The sequence below is a fragment of the Bacillus sp. FSL R5-0416 genome (assembly GCF_037975425.1).
Classification (GTDB): Bacteria; Bacillota; Bacilli; order Bacillales; family Bacillaceae; genus Bacillus; species Bacillus subtilis.
Genome location: NZ_CP150252.1, coordinates 2,860,659 through 2,877,681, shown reverse-complemented (window position 1 = coordinate 2,877,681; position 17,023 = coordinate 2,860,659). Strand labels below are relative to the sequence as shown.

General features: G+C 43.9%; 21 protein-coding genes. All 21 read left to right on the top strand.

The annotated features are described in order from the left end of the window. The first annotated feature begins 3 nt into the window (after positions 1 to 3). The 21 genes from NYE20_RS15375 (at position 4) to NYE20_RS15275 (ending at position 17,016) form a co-directional block, all read left to right on the top strand. Positions 4 to 1,413 (top strand): phage portal protein, encoded by a 1,410-nt coding sequence (locus NYE20_RS15375; RefSeq protein ID WP_144527338.1) that lies wholly within the window; start codon positions 4 to 6, stop codon positions 1,411 to 1,413. Continuing rightward, positions 1,400 to 1,639: a hypothetical protein gene (locus NYE20_RS15370; protein WP_032722291.1), complete on the top strand. Its 240-nt coding sequence runs from the start codon at positions 1,400 to 1,402 to the stop codon at positions 1,637 to 1,639. The genes NYE20_RS15375 and NYE20_RS15370 overlap by 14 nt, the downstream gene beginning before the upstream one ends. A 97-nt stretch (positions 1,640 to 1,736) precedes the next feature. Continuing rightward, positions 1,737 to 2,318, top strand: coding sequence for a DUF4355 domain-containing protein (locus NYE20_RS15365; protein WP_144527343.1), 582 nt, complete (start codon positions 1,737 to 1,739; stop codon positions 2,316 to 2,318). Between the two features lie 11 nt (positions 2,319 to 2,329). Further along, a complete protein-coding gene (locus NYE20_RS15360; protein WP_017696635.1) occupies positions 2,330 to 3,271 on the top strand; it encodes a phage major capsid protein in 942 nt (313 codons plus the stop codon). 29 nt (positions 3,272 to 3,300) lie between these two features. Continuing rightward, positions 3,301 to 3,429: a hypothetical protein gene (locus NYE20_RS15355; RefSeq protein WP_257437960.1), complete on the top strand. Its 129-nt coding sequence runs from the start codon at positions 3,301 to 3,303 to the stop codon at positions 3,427 to 3,429. 11 nt (positions 3,430 to 3,440) lie between these two features. After that, positions 3,441 to 4,319, top strand: coding sequence for a phage minor head protein (locus tag NYE20_RS15350; protein WP_268474477.1), 879 nt, complete (start codon positions 3,441 to 3,443; stop codon positions 4,317 to 4,319). Between the two features lie 14 nt (positions 4,320 to 4,333). Further along, positions 4,334 to 4,669 carry a phage head-tail connector protein gene (locus tag NYE20_RS15345; RefSeq protein ID WP_043856986.1) on the top strand — a complete coding sequence of 112 codons (336 nt, stop codon included), beginning with the start codon at positions 4,334 to 4,336 and terminating at the stop codon, positions 4,667 to 4,669. Between the two features lie 4 nt (positions 4,670 to 4,673). Continuing rightward, the gene (locus NYE20_RS15340) at positions 4,674 to 5,177 is read left to right on the top strand and encodes a hypothetical protein (protein ID WP_268474475.1); all 504 of its coding nucleotides are present in this window, start codon (positions 4,674 to 4,676) and stop codon (positions 5,175 to 5,177) included. After that, a complete protein-coding gene (locus tag NYE20_RS15335) occupies positions 5,177 to 5,566 on the top strand; it encodes a hypothetical protein (RefSeq protein ID WP_167407913.1) in 390 nt (129 codons plus the stop codon). The genes NYE20_RS15340 and NYE20_RS15335 overlap by 1 nt, the downstream gene beginning before the upstream one ends. Further along, entirely contained in the window at positions 5,523 to 5,993 is a 471-nt protein-coding gene (locus tag NYE20_RS15330; protein WP_064670954.1) for a hypothetical protein, read from the top strand. Before NYE20_RS15335 ends, NYE20_RS15330 begins: the two co-directional genes overlap by 44 nt. Before the next feature lie 5 nt (positions 5,994 to 5,998). After that, entirely contained in the window at positions 5,999 to 7,030 is a 1,032-nt protein-coding gene (locus NYE20_RS15325) for a DUF3383 family protein (protein ID WP_085186914.1), read from the top strand. A 14-nt stretch (positions 7,031 to 7,044) separates the two neighbouring features. Then, the gene (locus NYE20_RS15320; RefSeq protein ID WP_041339434.1) at positions 7,045 to 7,434 is read left to right on the top strand and encodes a hypothetical protein; all 390 of its coding nucleotides are present in this window, start codon (positions 7,045 to 7,047) and stop codon (positions 7,432 to 7,434) included. 97 nt (positions 7,435 to 7,531) lie between these two features. After that, entirely contained in the window at positions 7,532 to 7,828 is a 297-nt protein-coding gene (locus tag NYE20_RS15315; RefSeq protein WP_041339472.1) for a hypothetical protein, read from the top strand. Between the two features lie 158 nt (positions 7,829 to 7,986). Further along, complete coding sequence (locus NYE20_RS15310; protein ID WP_268474472.1) at positions 7,987 to 12,645, top strand: transglycosylase SLT domain-containing protein; 4,659 nt, start codon at positions 7,987 to 7,989, stop codon at positions 12,643 to 12,645. After that, positions 12,646 to 13,200, top strand: a complete 555-nt coding sequence (locus tag NYE20_RS15305) for a LysM domain-containing protein (protein ID WP_032722281.1) — start codon at positions 12,646 to 12,648, stop codon at positions 13,198 to 13,200. A 13-nt stretch (positions 13,201 to 13,213) separates the two neighbouring features. Then, entirely contained in the window at positions 13,214 to 13,570 is a 357-nt protein-coding gene (locus NYE20_RS15300) for a hypothetical protein (RefSeq protein WP_041052512.1), read from the top strand. Next, complete coding sequence (locus NYE20_RS15295; RefSeq protein WP_339183329.1) at positions 13,557 to 14,522, top strand: hypothetical protein; 966 nt, start codon at positions 13,557 to 13,559, stop codon at positions 14,520 to 14,522. The genes NYE20_RS15300 and NYE20_RS15295 overlap by 14 nt, the downstream gene beginning before the upstream one ends. Beyond that, entirely contained in the window at positions 14,522 to 14,869 is a 348-nt protein-coding gene (locus NYE20_RS15290) for a Gp138 family membrane-puncturing spike protein (protein ID WP_041339442.1), read from the top strand. The genes NYE20_RS15295 and NYE20_RS15290 overlap by 1 nt, the downstream gene beginning before the upstream one ends. Then, the gene (locus NYE20_RS15285) at positions 14,866 to 15,222 is read left to right on the top strand and encodes a hypothetical protein (protein WP_015715403.1); all 357 of its coding nucleotides are present in this window, start codon (positions 14,866 to 14,868) and stop codon (positions 15,220 to 15,222) included. The genes NYE20_RS15290 and NYE20_RS15285 overlap by 4 nt, the downstream gene beginning before the upstream one ends. Then, positions 15,206 to 16,390, top strand: a complete 1,185-nt coding sequence (locus NYE20_RS15280; protein ID WP_231834030.1) for a baseplate J/gp47 family protein — start codon at positions 15,206 to 15,208, stop codon at positions 16,388 to 16,390. Before NYE20_RS15285 ends, NYE20_RS15280 begins: the two co-directional genes overlap by 17 nt. Then, the gene (locus NYE20_RS15275; RefSeq protein WP_015715405.1) at positions 16,387 to 17,016 is read left to right on the top strand and encodes a hypothetical protein; all 630 of its coding nucleotides are present in this window, start codon (positions 16,387 to 16,389) and stop codon (positions 17,014 to 17,016) included. Before NYE20_RS15280 ends, NYE20_RS15275 begins: the two co-directional genes overlap by 4 nt. The last annotated feature ends 7 nt before the right edge of the window (positions 17,017 to 17,023 follow it).

The window sequence follows — 17,023 nt, the reverse complement described above, 5'->3', positions numbered from 1 at the left end:
AACATGAACAAGTTTTTAAATTATCTTCGAAATAATGAGATAGACGGTCCAATCATTGAACAGATTATTGAAGAGCATAAGCCGATCAAAGATAAAGCCATAGCTCAGTATGAACGATATATGGCTAGTGTTGCCGGTGTGCCGATCTTACAGCGGGAGGCAGCTCAATTCGATGATTTTGAAACAGGAAAGGTTCGGCGTATTGACCATCTGGTAAACAATCGCCTGAATAATGCTTTTGATGCTGAGATAGTGGATACAAAGGTTGGGTATATGTTCGGCCATCCAATCTCATACGAGACGGAGAAAGACGGGGAAAACAAAAATACGGCCTTGGCAGAGCAAATCAATAACTTTAACACCATAAATAACATTGCTGATGCTGATAGCGAATGGGGTAAGAAAGCAGCTATTTGTGGATATGGTGCTAGACTTGTGTATATCGCTCCTGACGGCTTGGTAAGAGTTGCGAATGTAAATCCATGGGAAGTTGTCATTATTGCTGAGAATGACATCACAGAGCCTTCTTTCGCACTTAGATATTATAAGGTATTTGATTGGGTTAATAATCAAAGCATAGAGCGTGAAAAAGCCACTTTTTACGATGACAAGATGGCCTATTTTTTTGAAAAACAAAAAGGTGGCTGGACTTTATTAGAGAAGAAGCTCCACTTGTTTGATTATTGTCCTTTATTCGGGTTGCCTAACAATGATGAACAGATGGGCGACGTAGAAAAGGTAATTAAACTTATAGATGCATACGATCGCACACTTTCAGATGCATCAAACGAGATTGAACAGCTACGGCTAGCTTATTTGATTTTAAAGGGCGCTGGTATGGATGATGAAGACATCCAAGAACTGAAAAAGACCGGTGTGCTTGAAATGTTTGGGAAAGATGATGATGCCAAATTCCTGACAAAAGACATTAATGACACCATGATCGAAAACCATCTGAACAGGCTTGAAGAAAACATTCTTCGTTTTGCAAAGTCGGTCAATTTCTCTGATGAATCATTCGGCGGGAATGTGACAGGCGTTGCAATGAAATACAAGCTGATGGCCCTTGAAAATAAGTGCATTACGATGGAGAGGAAAACGACTGCTGCCCTTCGGTATCAGTACAAATTGCTTTGCTCAGCATGGGCGAAAAAAGGTCTTGTGTCAGCAGGTGATTATTTAAAGGTATGGTTCTCATTCAAGCGCAATCTGCCGTCAAATCTCTTGGAAGAGGCTCAGACATCCGGACAACTTAAAGGCCAGGTAAGCGAAGAGACACGCCTTTCAACACTCTCTATTGTCGATGATGTGCAATACGAGATTGAGAGAATGAAAGCTGAACAAGATGCTTATGATTTTGAGGATGAAAAGGACAATGATGACATTCGAGGTGTAAGTAATGACGTTCTTTGAAGTTGAGTACACGAGTGATGATTATTATGACTGTTATCCCCATAAGGTAGGAATCTACCCTACATTCGAAAAAGCTATGGAGAAAGCAATTGCGTTGTCAAATGGAGAGAATCCGCCTGCTGAAATAGATATATGGCAATGGGAATTAGCGAAAAATGAATACAATACAACGAGAAACTGGCATAAGAATCGACATGATGATGACTTCAAAGAGGTTGCAAAGTGATCATCTGTATTTGTCCTGAGCATGACTTTAAAAAGGCTTATTTTTCATGCACTCATAACAGGCGCGCACTGTAGAGGGCGAAGGAGGAAGAAACGTAATGCCAACTTTAGAAGAAGTGAAAAAATTTCTCGAAGATAATAAAGACAATGAACAAGTAAAAGCATTTGTGGGAGAACTTTCGGCCGTATCAGCAGATAAGGTGGAAGGGTTCCTTGAAACTGAAGAGGGAAAACGATTCATTCAGCCACGCCTGGATTCCTACTTCACAAAAGGTCTTGCAACATGGAAGGCAAACAATTTGGATAGCATCGTTGAAGAGAAAATCCGTGAACGCAATCCGGATAAATCTCCGGCTGAATTAGAAATTGAGAAGCTCAAAAAACAAATAGAAGATGCAGAAAAAGCAAGAAATCGTGAAGCATTGGTCAATAAAGCCTTGAATGTAGCGGATGAAAAGAAGCTGCCTAAAGGAGTTATTGACTATTTTATTGGCGAAGACGAGGAAACAACACTTGCCAATCTCAGTAAGTTTGAAGAGACATTCAATGCAGCAGTTCAAAATGCTGTAGATATCAAATTCAAAGAGAGCGGCACTAACTTCGAAAAAGGTGATCCATCACCAACTAGCGGGGCGGTTGATATTGGGGCACTCGCTAACCAAGCAAATATCAGAAAATAAGGAGGGCTATTATGCCAACATTTAATCCCAAAACAGTATTACTACAAGATGCGGTAACTGGGAAAATCCCAGAAGAACAAGCAGAAATTGTGTTGAAAGAATTTATGCAGACATCTGCAATCACACAGCTTGCTAAATATGAACCGATGACAAAACCGGTAAAGACGTTCACGTACTTAGCAGAAGGACCTGGCGCTTACTGGGTTGGTGAAGGTGAACGCATTCAAACAAGCAGCGCCAAATGGCTCACAGCAAAAATGACATCGAAGAAACTTGCGGTTATCATTCCAGTTTCAAAGGAATTCTTACGATACACAGTTGCTGACTTCTTTACTCAAATGCAATCAGCTATTAGAGAAGCTTTTGCAATCAAGTTTGACCAAGCCGCACTGTTTGGGGTGGGATCGCCTTTTGAGACAGGTGTATCAATCATGGAAAGAGTCAACAAGTCCGGCCAAAAGATCACATCTGGTACTGGCGCGGGTTCAGGGGCAACTGTTTATGACGATCTCGCTGCAGTAATGGCGCTTGTAGAAGATGCAGACAAAGATCCTGATGCATTTACAACTATTAGACGTTTCCGTCAAAAGTTACGCGCTGCAAAAGATAATAACGGGTTGCCACTATTTAACCAAGTGACAGCAGATGCAACACCTCAAGCTCTTGGGTTGCCTATTGGGTTTGTTGACAGCAAATCATGGGATAAAACAAAAGCTGACCTTATTACAGGGGCTTGGGACTATGCGCGTTATGGTATTCTTCAGGACATTGAATATACCATTTCTCAGGACGCAACGTTGACAACAACTGTAGATGAAGCCGGCGAACCTCTAAACTTATTCGAGCGTGACATGTTTGCACTTCGAGCGACTATGGAAGTCGGATTCACTACTCTTGCAGAGGATGCCTTTGCAGCCTTAGTCCCTGCTGTTGATGGAGGTGCCACTGCCTAATGGTTAGGATCAAGAAAGGGAGAGACTCTTTGGAAGTGACGGAACGTGCTTTCGAGGTAATTTATAAGGGACTTGGATATAAGCTGGACAAGGGCACAAATAAAAAAGAAGCCGAGGACACACAAGAGTCTGACGCCAAAGAAACAGCCGAGGAGTAGGAGGGTAAGCGGTGGATAAAGAACAAACTGAAAAGGAGCTTTTGAAGCCGTTGAACCGTAAAACTAAGGAATTCTTACGGAAACTCAAGCGGCTTTTTCAGCGTGCTTCAAAAGATGTGCTGTCAAAGCTGACTGCGTTATTCGTCAAACTTGATCAAATCGAAGAACCGACACTTGCTGACGCTAATCGACACGGTGATCTAAACCGTATAAAGCGGGAAATCACCTCGTTGATTAGTGATCTTTCAGCGAAAGTCAAAGCGATGATTATAGAATTTCTCGAAGAAACTTACGAATCATCATACAGCTGGCTGATCCTTGGCGTTCTGGCTGCGTTAGGGATAAAACTTGCGCGGCCAAAAACAACACTGAATCAGATGAATTTGCCTGCTGAATGGGCTCCCGGAGACGTTCAGCAGGCTATTAAAAGTAAACAAATGGACAAAGCCATTGAAACTGATCGCAAAAAGACAATACAGCAGATTAACAAGACAATCGAACGCGGTTTTATTGAGCGGAAACGCTTTGCTCAGGTTGCGAAGGAGCTGCAGACTGATGTCGGCCTGAGTTACAACCGATCAAAGCGCATAGCCAATACAGAAATGCATCGCACAAGGGAAAAAGCAACGCTTGACGCTGCTAAAAAAGCTCAATCGCGGGGCATCAACATGAAAAAAATCTGGCACAACGTTGGTGATGAAAGAGTTCGTGAGACAAAACATGCGGATCATGTCCATTTAGAAGGGCAGGAACGCATGGTCAATCAGTTGTTTGATCTTGGCATCAATAAAAATGGTGTTCATGTAACAGCAGAAGCGCCGGGACAAAGCGGTGATCCATCAAATGATATTAATTGCCGATGCTTTGCGACATATGAACCGGTTCTTTGAAAGGAATGAGAGAAATGGACTTGGCAGAATTAAAAGTCAGGTTAGGGATTCCAGCTGATGACACATCCCAGGATGCAAAGCTACAAATAGACCTTGCAGACGCGATTTCTTTCGTTAAGGAGGAGTGCAATAACTCTTTTGTCGGTCCAGATGGGGTTGAATCACTACCAGGCCCTGTGAAGAAAGGAATTGCTCTCATGATTGAAATTGATCGGGACAGCCCGAAAGGTGTTCAGTCTGAATCAATTGGCGGAATGAGCAAGACATACACGGCGGATGACGTAAGGTATAAACCAGCGCTTGATTTTTTTCGGCCATACAAAAAAATTCGTTTTAAACCACTGAGGTGATCAAATGGCACACAGAAACATTCGGGTACGAGATAGAAACCGTATTCCAGAAGTCATAAGAAACCTCGGTTCTGTCGGTAAGGTGAAAGTTGGAATCCTGGACAGTGAGCGGCAAATGATCGCGGCTGTTCACGAATTCGGCTGCCGTATTGCTGTAACTGATCGCATGCGGAATTATCTTGCTGTAAAAGGGCTGTACCTCAAGAAAGAAACTCAATATATCAACATTCCGGAGCGTTCTTTCATCCGTGCAGGATGGGACGAGAACGAAGAAGAGATCGTTCAAAAGGTAGAGGATCTGGTCGAAAGAGCATTAGAGAATGGCGATTCAATGAATGACATTATGGAAACGGTCGGCCTGCTTGCAAAAGGGCGGCTTCAAGTGTATGCCAGAGACTTGCGGAACCCGGCAAACCATCCATTTACAACCGAGGAAAAAGGCTCTTCAAACCCATTGGTTGATACTGGGGAAATGATTGGCTCTATGGATTATGAGGTTGAAAGCTGATGGGTAATCATTTCATTTTTTCTGATCTGATTAAGCGGTACAGCGTTGATTTTACATTGCTTATCCCATCTGAAGAGGGTTCATATGATGATCTTGGCGAATGGGTGCCACCGGAACCGACGAAGTCAGACGAAAGAGGAGCAATAGTTCCTTTGCAGTCTCAATTGGTCTATCAATCTGGCGGCCGGCTTACATCTATGGACAGGCAGCTATTTATCAAGAACGAAATTCCTCTGAAAGCTCAGGTGATTTTTGACGGCGCCACCTTTGATGTTGAAGCGATGACGCCTTATGGGACGTATGCCGATTTCAACAGCTATATCTTAAAGGCGGTGATCAATTCAGATGGACTACAACAGCATAATACAAACAGTCTTGGGACTGATTAGAGAGAAAACAGGCCATGTCGTAATCGTTGCAAATGGTACAGGGAAACAACCTGTCTATCCTTTTTGTACGTATACCGTGACATCCCCGTATTTGCCCCAACATAGAGGCATTGAAGAACAGGGAGTGTTAACGGAAGACATCGAGCTTGTTTTCTCTTTTACATGGGTTTCAAACAGCCATATTGAGGCCATTTCTCTTGCTCAACAAACAGCGGCGTACTTCAAAACAGCTGAAGCACGTCAAAAGCTTCATGATAATGGGCTGGCGTGGGTCAGGAACGACGGTTTCGGTAATCGAGATACATTTATCACGATTGACACAGAACGCCGTCACGGCTTCGATACGCGCTTTAGAACGCGTGTCACTCATGGAGAAGCAAATGCAGAGGTTTTCGACTCTGTACGAATTGAAAATACAGGAGGGTAATTCATATGCCACTTAGTGACGTTACAGTCAAAATTGACTTAGTGAAACCGTCCAGCCTTAAAGGATTGGGAACACCTCTGATTCTCGCAAAGGTAGACGGCCACAACACATATAAAGAATATGGCTCATTAGAAGCTATTAAGGCAGACTATGCGGAAACGACAGCAGCATATAAAAAGGCTGCGGCTATTTTTGCGCAGGGTGACAATGCACCTTCAAAGGTTGCCATCGGTACTTATGGAGGCAGCACAGAAACACCAGAAGAAGGAGCTACTACACAAGGAACATTCTCCATTCGGAATGCGTTTGACGAGTATTTCGATAATGACTGGCACTTCCTGATCCTTGCTGATGCTACAGCGGATGAAAGAATGGAAGCGGCAAAAGCGATGGAAGAGAAATCATATAAATTTGTAGTCTTACAGGTAACTGACCGTGAAGAAGTTGCTTCTTACAAAGGTAAGGACCGTACAATTGTTTTCTATCACCCGTTAAATGACGAGCATCCAGACGCTGGCCTTGTTGGTTCGGTTGCTTCTCATACAGTGGGTTCAGTAACTTGGAAGTTTAAAAATATCGTAGGTATCACGCCTCAAGATATTAAAGCAGACGAGCTGAAGAAGCTGCACACAGAAGGGGCTATTGCTTATGTAACCAAAGCAGGTCACAACGAGACATCCGAGGGCATTACTGCATCCGGGGAATATATCGACGTGCTGCACGGCAAAGATTGGGTGAAATTGAATATTGAAACCTCAATTCAATCAGCATTCTCAAACAACGGCAAAATCCCGTTCTCGAATGCTGGTTTTTCATTGCTGAGTGTACAGGTCACAAACGTTCTGCAAACAGCCTTTGCAAATGGCATTGTTGCCGAAGATGCAGACGGGCAGCCAGTGTATTCAATCAGCACTAAAACCCGTGATCAAATCACAGATGAAAACAGAAAAAATCGTGTATACGACGGCCTGTCATTTACTTTTGAGCTGTCTGGCGCGGTTCATTCAGCTGAAATCACTGGTGAAATCTCAATTTAAGGAGGATATAAAGAATGTACGTTTATGATGCAAACGAAGTCAACACGAACATTGACGGGAAAATCGTAACCGGTTATTCCGAGGGCACAATGGTTTCTTGTGCAAAAGACGAAGAAAAGTTCTCGACTAAAGTCAGCGCCAAGGGTGATGTCAGTGTTGCAACGAAGAACAACCCACTTGGAACAATCACACTGACACTTTCAATGGGATCGCCATTTGTACCATACCTAAATAAAATGGCAAACACAGCCCAGCGTTTTCCTATCTGGGTTACTGGCGGACAGGAAAAAATCGGTGGAACAGAAGCGATGGTCAAAAAGCCTGCTGACGCTGAATTCAGTGACGAGATTGGAGATCGTGAGTTCGAGATTCAAGTCTTTGACTATACAGTATTGGAACAGTAATTAAGCTATGGCAAAAAAGAAAAAATCAAACGCAAAGAGGCAGTCCAATAGGGCTGCTTTTCAATATATGCAAACTAAACAAGCGGAGGGAAAACCTATGTCAAAATTCGGTAAACAAAAGAAAGTAACTATCAAAGGAATTGAGTACACTCTTCAACACCCAGGAACAAAGCGAATGGTGGAAATTCAGGACGAAGCAGTCAACCTCAATTTAGGTAAACCAAATTCAGCTGCTATGTATGAGTTATTCATGAAAGAAGTCGTTGTCCAACCGAAAGTGAGCTTTGAATATTTCGATGAACACGAAGGTTTCATGGAATTAATGAAAGAGGTTCAATCCTTTCTTATCGACGAAACCCAAACCAAAGCCGTATTACAAAAAGAAGGCGAGTGACAACTGGCCTATGTATAGACTCGTGATGTCTGGGAAGTTCTCCTTCTCAGAGGTCGCGATGATGGATCTCGATACCCTAATGGAGGCAAATGCAGCCCTCGACATCCATATTGAGCAAGAAAACAAGAGGAATAACAAGAAATGAGGGGGTATGAACGTTGTCAGAAGCATTAAGAAGTACGCATATTGACGTTGAATTGAACGTTGATACCTCCCCTCTAGAAAGAGCAAATCAGCAAATAGATAGACTCGTTGATCATGTCGGCGATGCTGGCGGCAGTTTTTCACAGATGCGTACACGGATGGCTCAGGTTCAAAGGCAACAGCGGAATTTTAGAGACATCCATATGAGTATGATCTTGGACAACTCATCGTTGCAAACTGCCAGTCAAATGATAGAACGGCTAGGGCCTCAAATCGACTTAGTTACATCCCGTTTGAGCCAGCTGAATACCCAGGTACAAGAGACAAGCAGACTTATTCAAAGCCTTCCGTCTGAGGTCAATATCAATGTTGATCAGACGTCGATAACAAACGCCAATGAATCAATTGATCAACTCAGGCAGAATTTGAATAACGTCGATATGAGCCGTATCGGTACGCCCGCAGCAAACGTTACGCAGCAGAACACGCAAAGCGTTCAGAATAACGTGGCGGCGGTAGCTGTCCCTGCCCCGGACTACCGGGGAATCCGGACGTACAACCGTGAAATGAACTTTTTACGCGGTTCAACTCAAGGGCTTGAAGAAGACACAATCCGTATGCTGAATGAAATGCGGCAAGCATGGTACAACGAACACCATAATATGTCGGGTTTCCGGAATGAAATGATTCGGGCTCAGTACGGTTTCTTTCAGTTAGGGAACCAGATGGACAGCTGGTCTGGCACCAATCAGCAGTTTATGGATGAAGTGTACAGGCTGGGACGTGCTCACAAGCAAGTCACAGACAACATGATGAAAAACAACAAAATGATGCGCATGAGCATGCTGCAGACTGTAGGGACATTGATGGCTCGGTCCACTCAATCTGAGAAGATTGCGGCGAACTATGACCGAATGGGAAACCCGTTATATCAAGTCAATAAAGCTGGGCTTGCCGTATCAAATACGCTTGAGAACATGGCAAAGCAGGGAACTGCTGCGCATTTGGCTCTGAAAATGCTCGGACCTACTGCCAACATGAAAGAGCTTAACGATATGACAATGATGATCACTCAGGGTTATATGCGTTTTCAAATGGTGGCACTGGGTGCGGCTTTTACAAACTTTTTCATGTTCCAAGGTCTTCATAAAGCGGCAACTCAAACAGTTCCCGGCTATTCAAAGGCATGGGAAGAGATGTGCAGCACACTACTGAAAGCCATTCAGCCAGCAATCGAAGTGTTTGCGGCGTTTGCGATGGCGATATACAAGGGCATTACAGCCGTCGCGAAACTGATCATTCAGTTTAATGAGGCACATCCTGTTCTTTCGAAAATGATTCAAGGATTTATGCTTCTCATCCCTGTTTTAACCCTACTTTTATCGCCACTAGCGATAGGGGTAGGGTTAGTTAATGGGTTCCTTGGAGCTCTCAGCAGTTTGTGGATGTTCATTGGTCCAGTTGTAACCGGGCTGGCTGCTATGTCGGGCACGGTGTATGTCGTTGCGGGGGCCATCGTTCTCCTTGTAACCGGCATTTATTTGCTGTACAAGAATTTCGATAAGCTTCAGGAAAGATTCAAGCCAGCGACAGACGCGATGAAACGCTTTGCTAACATGGGGAAATCGGCGGTTGTCGGTGCATTTCATACGATGATCAAAGAGGCTGAGGGTTTAAAACCTGCATTCATGAAAGGATTCAAGGACGCACAAAACGTGGCGATCACAGCCATTCATAAAATGCAGGCTGAATCATTGAAATTATGGGATCGTCTCGGTGAATCGCATCCACAGTTAGTGGCTGGAATTGAGTCGGCCTATAAAACGGCTGTGAAAACCGTGTCAGGCTTCATTCATAATGCCGGAAAGACAGTCTCGGACTTCTTCGGTAAAGGACTGTCAGAAGGTCTAAACGGCATCGTAAAAGGATTCATGGAGCAGTTGAAAGTCGGTCTATCCAGTTTTAAAGGAATGGTTTCTCTTGTTGCTCCGTTTGTCGCGGCGATCGGACTTGCATTCCTCGGAGTGTCAGGGCCAATCGGTGTGGCTGTCGGTGCTATTTTGAGTGTTGCCGGCGCCTTGTATCGCATGCAACAAACAAACCAAAATGTAAGCCAGGCCTTAAAGACGGCATGGACATCGGTACAATCTGTTCTAACGACTGTTTTTCAGGCATTGCAGCCAATCATTAACACGATTCAACTGTCTTTCGGGCAATTGGTCACGCAATTGACGCCACAGTTTCAGCAGCTGGCCGGACAACTTCAGCAGGCTTTCGTTCAAATAGGCGGCACGCTTGTTTTGTTTGCTGCAGCTATCTCGCAAACGTTCCAGACAATCGGTCCACAAATTATGCCACTGATTCAGCAATTGCTTTCAGCTTGGATGCAGCTGTCTGGCACTTTATGGACGAGTGTCTTGCAAATAGCAAGCAGCATTCTGCCGTTACTTGTTCAAGGCTTCCAGACGATTTTCCCGGTTATTCTGAGCGTAATTAATGCGGTGCTGCCAATCATTATTCAATTGATAGGGAGTTTCTCAGGAATCCTTGTTTCAATTGTGCAAAATGCCTTACCGATTTTGGTCCAGATGATTCAGCTTGCGTTCCCATTGATCCTGAGCATTGTACAACAAGCTCTTCCGATTGTTCTGCAATTGATTCAGCTTTTAGGTTCATCCATCGGACAAATAGCGGTTCAAGTGCTGCCGTTAATTTTATCAGCGGTGCAGCAAGTGTTCCCGATTATTAAACAAGTCATCATGTCTGTTCTTCCAATCGTGGCTCAATTGCTTACTGTAGCGGCAACAATCATTTTACAGTTGGCGCAAGCAGCACTTCCTATTTTGATTCAAGTTGTGCAGCAGGTATTCCCGCAGATCATGCAAATCATACAAGCGGTACTTCCAATTGTTGTTTCTCTTTTGCAATTTCTGGCGAATATCATCACAACTGTGGTCATTCCGGCGATCCGTTTCATCCTAAATATCGTGACTGCTGTGTTTCCAGTTGTGCTCTCAATAATTCAAGTTGCACTTAAAAATATCATTGCGATAATACAGGGTGCAATCGGCATTATTATGGGAATAGTGAAGGTTTTCAAAGGCTTATTCACTGGGAATTTCCGCATGATGTGGGATGGAGTGAAGCAAATATTCTCAAGTGCAGTCGGAATGGTGAAAAAGCTTGTAAGCAATATGGGTTCAGCAATCACTGATAGATGGCTTTATATAAAAAATAAAGTTGCGTTATTGGCGCTTGATTTACGTCAAAAAGTTATGGACCGTTTCAATGATTTAGTCGAAGGGGCCAAGAAACTTCCTGGTAAAATCGGTGATGGAATTAAGAACATGGCTCATAAGGCTGTGTCTGGTGTGACTAGCTTAGCGAACAAACTTGCCGGAGCACTCGGAAAAGGCGTAAATGGTGTAATCGGTGGAGTTAACTGGGTCCTTGATAAGATCGGTTTGAAAGATAAGCATATCCCAAAATGGGAAGTACCTAAATATGCACATGGAACCGGAGGACACCCCGGAGGCCCTGCGATACTTGGAGACGGTAAAGGGGCAAACGCTGGCCCTGAAATGTATCGTACTCCATCAGGTCATGTGGGACTCAGCCCTGCAACTGATACATTGATGAACCTCCCGAAAGGCACTGAGGTATTATCTGCAAAACAAACAAGAGCTGCTTTAGCGGGAGTTCCGGCTTACGCAAAAGGCACAGAAGGAAATATATTCACAAAAGCATGGAATGGTGTAAAATCCGTTGCCGGCAAAGTGAAAGATGTTGCTCTTGATGTTTTTGATTACATCGGGCACCCATCTAAGCTTTTAACAAAAGTTTTAGAAAAAATGGGTGTCTCTGCACCTTCTATGGCTGGCTCGTTCGGTGATCTCGCAAAAGGGGCTTTTAACTTTGTCAAAGATAAGGCCGTTGGTTTTGTTAAAGGCAAAATGTCCAGTTACGCTGAAAGCTTTTCAGGTGGCGGCTCAAAAGCCGTCAAAAAGTGGGTAGCTCAAGCGCTATCAATCAAGGGCCTTGGCTCTGAATATGCTGGCGCACTTGAAACTATTGCCATGAAGGAATCAGGCGGGAATCCTAATGTTGTGAACAATTGGGATTCGAATGCGAAAGCTGGCCATCCATCACAAGGGCTTATGCAGTTTATACCAAGTACATTCAACGCTCACAAGGAACCGGGTCACGGAAATATCAAAAATCCAGTTGACCAGATCCTTGCTGCTATCAATTATTTGAACAGCAGATACGGCGGCATTTTAAAACATCCTGGGCTCGTTTCTATGGCTCATGGTGGGCCGTATAGAGGTTATGCGACAGGTGGAGTCATAAACAGCCCGCAAGTCGCTGCGCTTGGTGAAAACGGCTTTAGGGAGTATGTCATCACAACTGAGCCACGATACAGAAACCAATCACTCGGAATGTATGCTGCACTCGGTCGGGAGCTTGGCGCGGATACTGGATACACACCAGAAAAAGCTGCTACAAGCTCAAGCAGTTCATCTGTCAATATCACGTTTAACCCGTCGATCAACGTAAAAGTTGAGGGCGGCAGTGAAGGGGCAGAAACAAAGGTGAAAAAGGCTGTAACTGAAACATTTGACGAAGTTTTCGACATGCTGAAGTCGCTTTATCCACCAGAGGGGGCTTATTAATTGGCGAAGCTCGGAAAGATTAATCTCGTAAACGAAAAGGAATCTGATGGCGCGGATGTGGAGGTCACTTCATATCCCGTTGAAAAAGGGGTTCCGATCACGGACCATGTACAAAGAAAGCCAGAGACGACAACAGTCTCTGGCTATTTATTAGGCAAAACAGCAAATAGTGATTATGAATATCTGAAAAAGCAGGCTTATGCCGGCACTCTTTTGACTTATACCGGGCGTAAGGTTGCTAAAAATGTGATCATCACAAAGATAGATCGCGACACAGGCGATTACACAAACGGTTTTGCTATTTCAATTGAGTTGCAAGAAATCCGTATTGCAAAAAGCCCGTGGGTCAAAAAGAAAGTGAAAACAGCCGGGAAAAAGAAGAAAGCCAGCAAGAAGAAAACAAAAAAATCCGGCAAGTTATACCACAAGGTCAAGAAGGGTGACACTTATTGGGGCTGCGCTCGTAAATACGGCACCACAGTAAATGCTTTGCGTCGGTTGAATCCCTGGCCGGACCGAAGAATTCCGATAGGGGTCAAAATGAGGATTAGATGAAGGAGGGAAAGGCATGGCATCAAGAGATTACATTCCTTTTGACAAAGAGGACATACCACAGCAGTTTGAATTTGATTTAGCAGATGACACGTTCATTTTGCGTATCAATTACAACCAAACAGACGATAGTTTTTCACTTGATTTATATGATCAAGATATGGAAGCAATCGTGCTGGGCGAAAAATTGATTTTGAACGTCCCTTTGTGGGAAGACATTGTAAACGAGAAACTGCCTGCGCCTTCCCTTATCCCTATGGATGAATCGAATACAGAAACACGGGTTACATACGAGAATTTTATGCAAACCGTGTTTCTTTATATTGATGATGTCTCGGACGATGCGGAGGGAGAAGACGATGGCGACGAATAAAACGCTGTTTGGGCGCGTCGTTAAGATCACGATAGATAACGGCAGTTCACAAACCACTTTCGATTATAAGGACTTAGAGATTCATTTTGAGGTCCCGTTTGATGATGACTTCAAACCGAATGAAACAAAGGTTGAAATATACAACCTAAGCAAAGATTCAATCAGCAAAATTAAAAAAGGCAGCACTATCACTGTTCAAGCTGGTTATAAAGACGATTACGGTGTTTTAACTATCGGTAAAGTTACCAAGGTGCTGAATAATTGGGACGGTTTGAATAAGGTAACGGCCATCTATTCAAAAGATGGCGATGATTACACCCATATGAAAGTGACCACTGAAAACGCTGATCCTGCTGAAAAATATTACGTGAAAAAGCGGTACAAGCTCGCAAAGCCTGTGGTGACTTATAAAAAAGACAAGAACGGCCGGACATATAAAACGGTCCGAAATTATGGCACTCGAACAGAGGTCAGATACCGTAATAGATACATGAAAATCACGTTCAAGGCTGGCACAACCTCAAGGCAAATTGTCGATAAGCTTCTGCGTGTGCTCGGTATTAAAGTGAAAAATATCATTCTGCCAAAAAATAAAGTTTATAAAAAAGGCTATCGTGTCACTGGATTGATTGAAAACAATCTTGAAGAGGTCATTCATGATGCTGGGGCAGTCATGTATTATCGGCGCGGCCGTCCTGTTATTCGGCCACTCAGTCAAGGGGATGACGAACGTTTCAAGCTCGAAGAGGAAACAGGACTTGTGGAAACGCCTGAACAATTTGAGGAAGATGATCTCAAAGGGTATAAGGTGAAGTGCCTATTGCAGCATCGTATCGCAGTTGCTTCAATCATAGAAATAAACAGCAAGACAGCGAAAGGAAAATATCGTGTGAAAGATGGCTCTCATTCCTTTGACGGTAAAGACTTTTTCACAGAATGTAGGGTGATTTAATGAGTAAAGCGACAAAGTTCTTTGACGGATTCGAACAGCGGATAAAACAATCAATCCATACAACGGCGCCAGCACGGGTTGTAAATTACAATGCTGAGAAACACACTGCCGATCTGAAATTGCTGTTTCAAACCAATGATGGTGAGTATCTACATGAATACCCTTTAATCGAGCATGCGCCTGTTTTGAAACACGTCGAAGCTGATATTAAAGTAGGGTCCTGCGTGTTTGTTTCGTTTGCTGAACGTTCACTGGATAACCTGGACGGCAATAAAACTTTTGATCCGGATTCGAGGCGCACACACAGTATAAACGATCCTGTTGTCATAGGAGTGTGGGAAGGATGAAAACTCTCAAGCTTAAAGACGGGGATCTTTGTTTTGAAAATGGTGAGTTGCAAATGGTTGAGGGTGATGCTGAGCTGGCTCAATCAGTAGAAATGATCCTTAGAACAAGTTTAGGAGAGTTTGAGCTTGATGAACATGTCGGCCTTGATCGCAGCAACATTTTAAGAAAGCAGTTTGATCAAGAAGAGGCGCAATATGACATTATAAATGCCATTTCCCAAGAAGAGCGTATTGCCAGTGTGGAATCGGTGAACTTCTTAATGGATAAAGAGTCTCGCAGTCTTGCAGTGCATGTGAAAATGACAAAAGAGGATGAAGAAACAATTGAGATAGGGGGTGTTGATCTTGCTTGATGAAACGGGCTTTCAACGGCAAACCTATTCCGAGCTTGTTGATAGTATGGAGGACCGGGCGCGGGAACAATTCGGGGAGGATGTAAACACATCCAGTAAAACGCCATTAGGAATTATTATTCGTATCTTTGCTTGGTTTCTTGCTGGTTTGTGGGACATTGCAGAAAGGGTTTATAACAGCGGCTTTGTCAGTAAGTCTGAGGGCGTGCAGCTCGATCGTCTTGGCAGCAACTCGGGAATCACCCGGGAGCCAGCTGCGGAATCAGTCGTGACTCTGTCCTTTACTGGAGAACCCGGCATCGTAATTGAAGAACAAACTCAGTTTACTACGGAATCAGGCATCTATTTTGAATTGATTGAAGACGTTGTAATTGAGGCTAATGGGACAGGCTCAGGGACGGCTGTCTCGCTTTCTAAGGGCGTTATAAACAATGTTGCGGCAAATACCATTACCGTGCAGGCAGAGCCCTCAGAGGGCGTGTATTCAGTTACAAATCCGGAACCATCGGCAGGCGGTGCCGACGAGGAAACAGATTCGGAATTCCGGGCACGAATAAAGAAATCAGTTGAGGGCAGTTCAGCATCTACAAACGGAGGTATTATTTCAGCCCTGCTAAGCGTGTCAGGCGTCAGATCGGCGAATATTGTTGCCAACAATACCATGCAGACCGATGCGGACGGCAACCCACCAAAAAGCATTCATGCTTATGTTCTAGGCGGTACAAAAGATGATGTTGCGCAAGCACTGTTTGACAGTGTTGCTGCAGGAATTGAAACGGTCGGGGAGCAAGTTGTCACCATAACTGACGCCAGCGGACTTGACCATGCCGTCAAATTTGATTTTGCAAGGGAAGTCAAAATATATCTGCAGCTGGATTTAAAAACAAATGCTTCCTTCCCTATTGATGGAGTAAGTCAGATCAAAAACAACCTCGTTTATAAAATCGGGGGAATTGATGCAAACGGCTCTTACTATACCGGCTCACAAATGGGCGATGATGTTATATTGTCGCAGTTGTTCAACGCGGTATATCAAGTAGATGGTGTCTCTGATGTAACAATCAGGATGGGGAAAGATGCGACAAACCTTTCACAGTCAAACATTGAAATTGAACCTAAAGAGGTTGCCCAGGTACATTTTGATGAAATCGTGGTGAATCTCATATGATTAAAGACTTAATAGGAAAGCTGACCGATGCCTTTTTGAAAGATGAAAAGAGCAATATCGGAAAGCTTTTTTTAATTGTCGATGAACAGCTGACAGCACTTAAAAGCGCGCTAACCACAGCTGAGAACTGGCGGGATATTGATGCGGCAAAAGGAAAGGCTCTGGATTTACTTGGTGACAACGTGTCGCAGGATCGGGGCCGTGCCACTGATGAAATTTATCGTGTGCTTATTCGCGGCAAGGTTGCCAGAAATGTTTCAGATGGCACCACAAACCGGATCATTGAAGCTTTAGCCAAAACACTGAACTGCAAGCCAAGTGAAATACACATTGTCAGTAGCAAGGAAAACAATGAAGATGAACCAGCTGCCATTATCGTAAAAAAGGCACCCATTGAGGCTTTGAGCAAAGTTGGAATGAGTGCAACACAGTTTTCGAATATCGTTCAAAAAACAGTAGCTGCAGGCGTGCGGGTGGCTTATGTGGATTTAAACGGCACCTTTCGTTTTTCGTCATCTGCTAACTCTATAGAAACGAGTCAATATGGATTTTCAACAGACGGGACAGACGGGGGAACACTCGGCGGAATCTTTCAGCCTGAAGATGATTACCCTTTACCGATTTAAGGAGTGA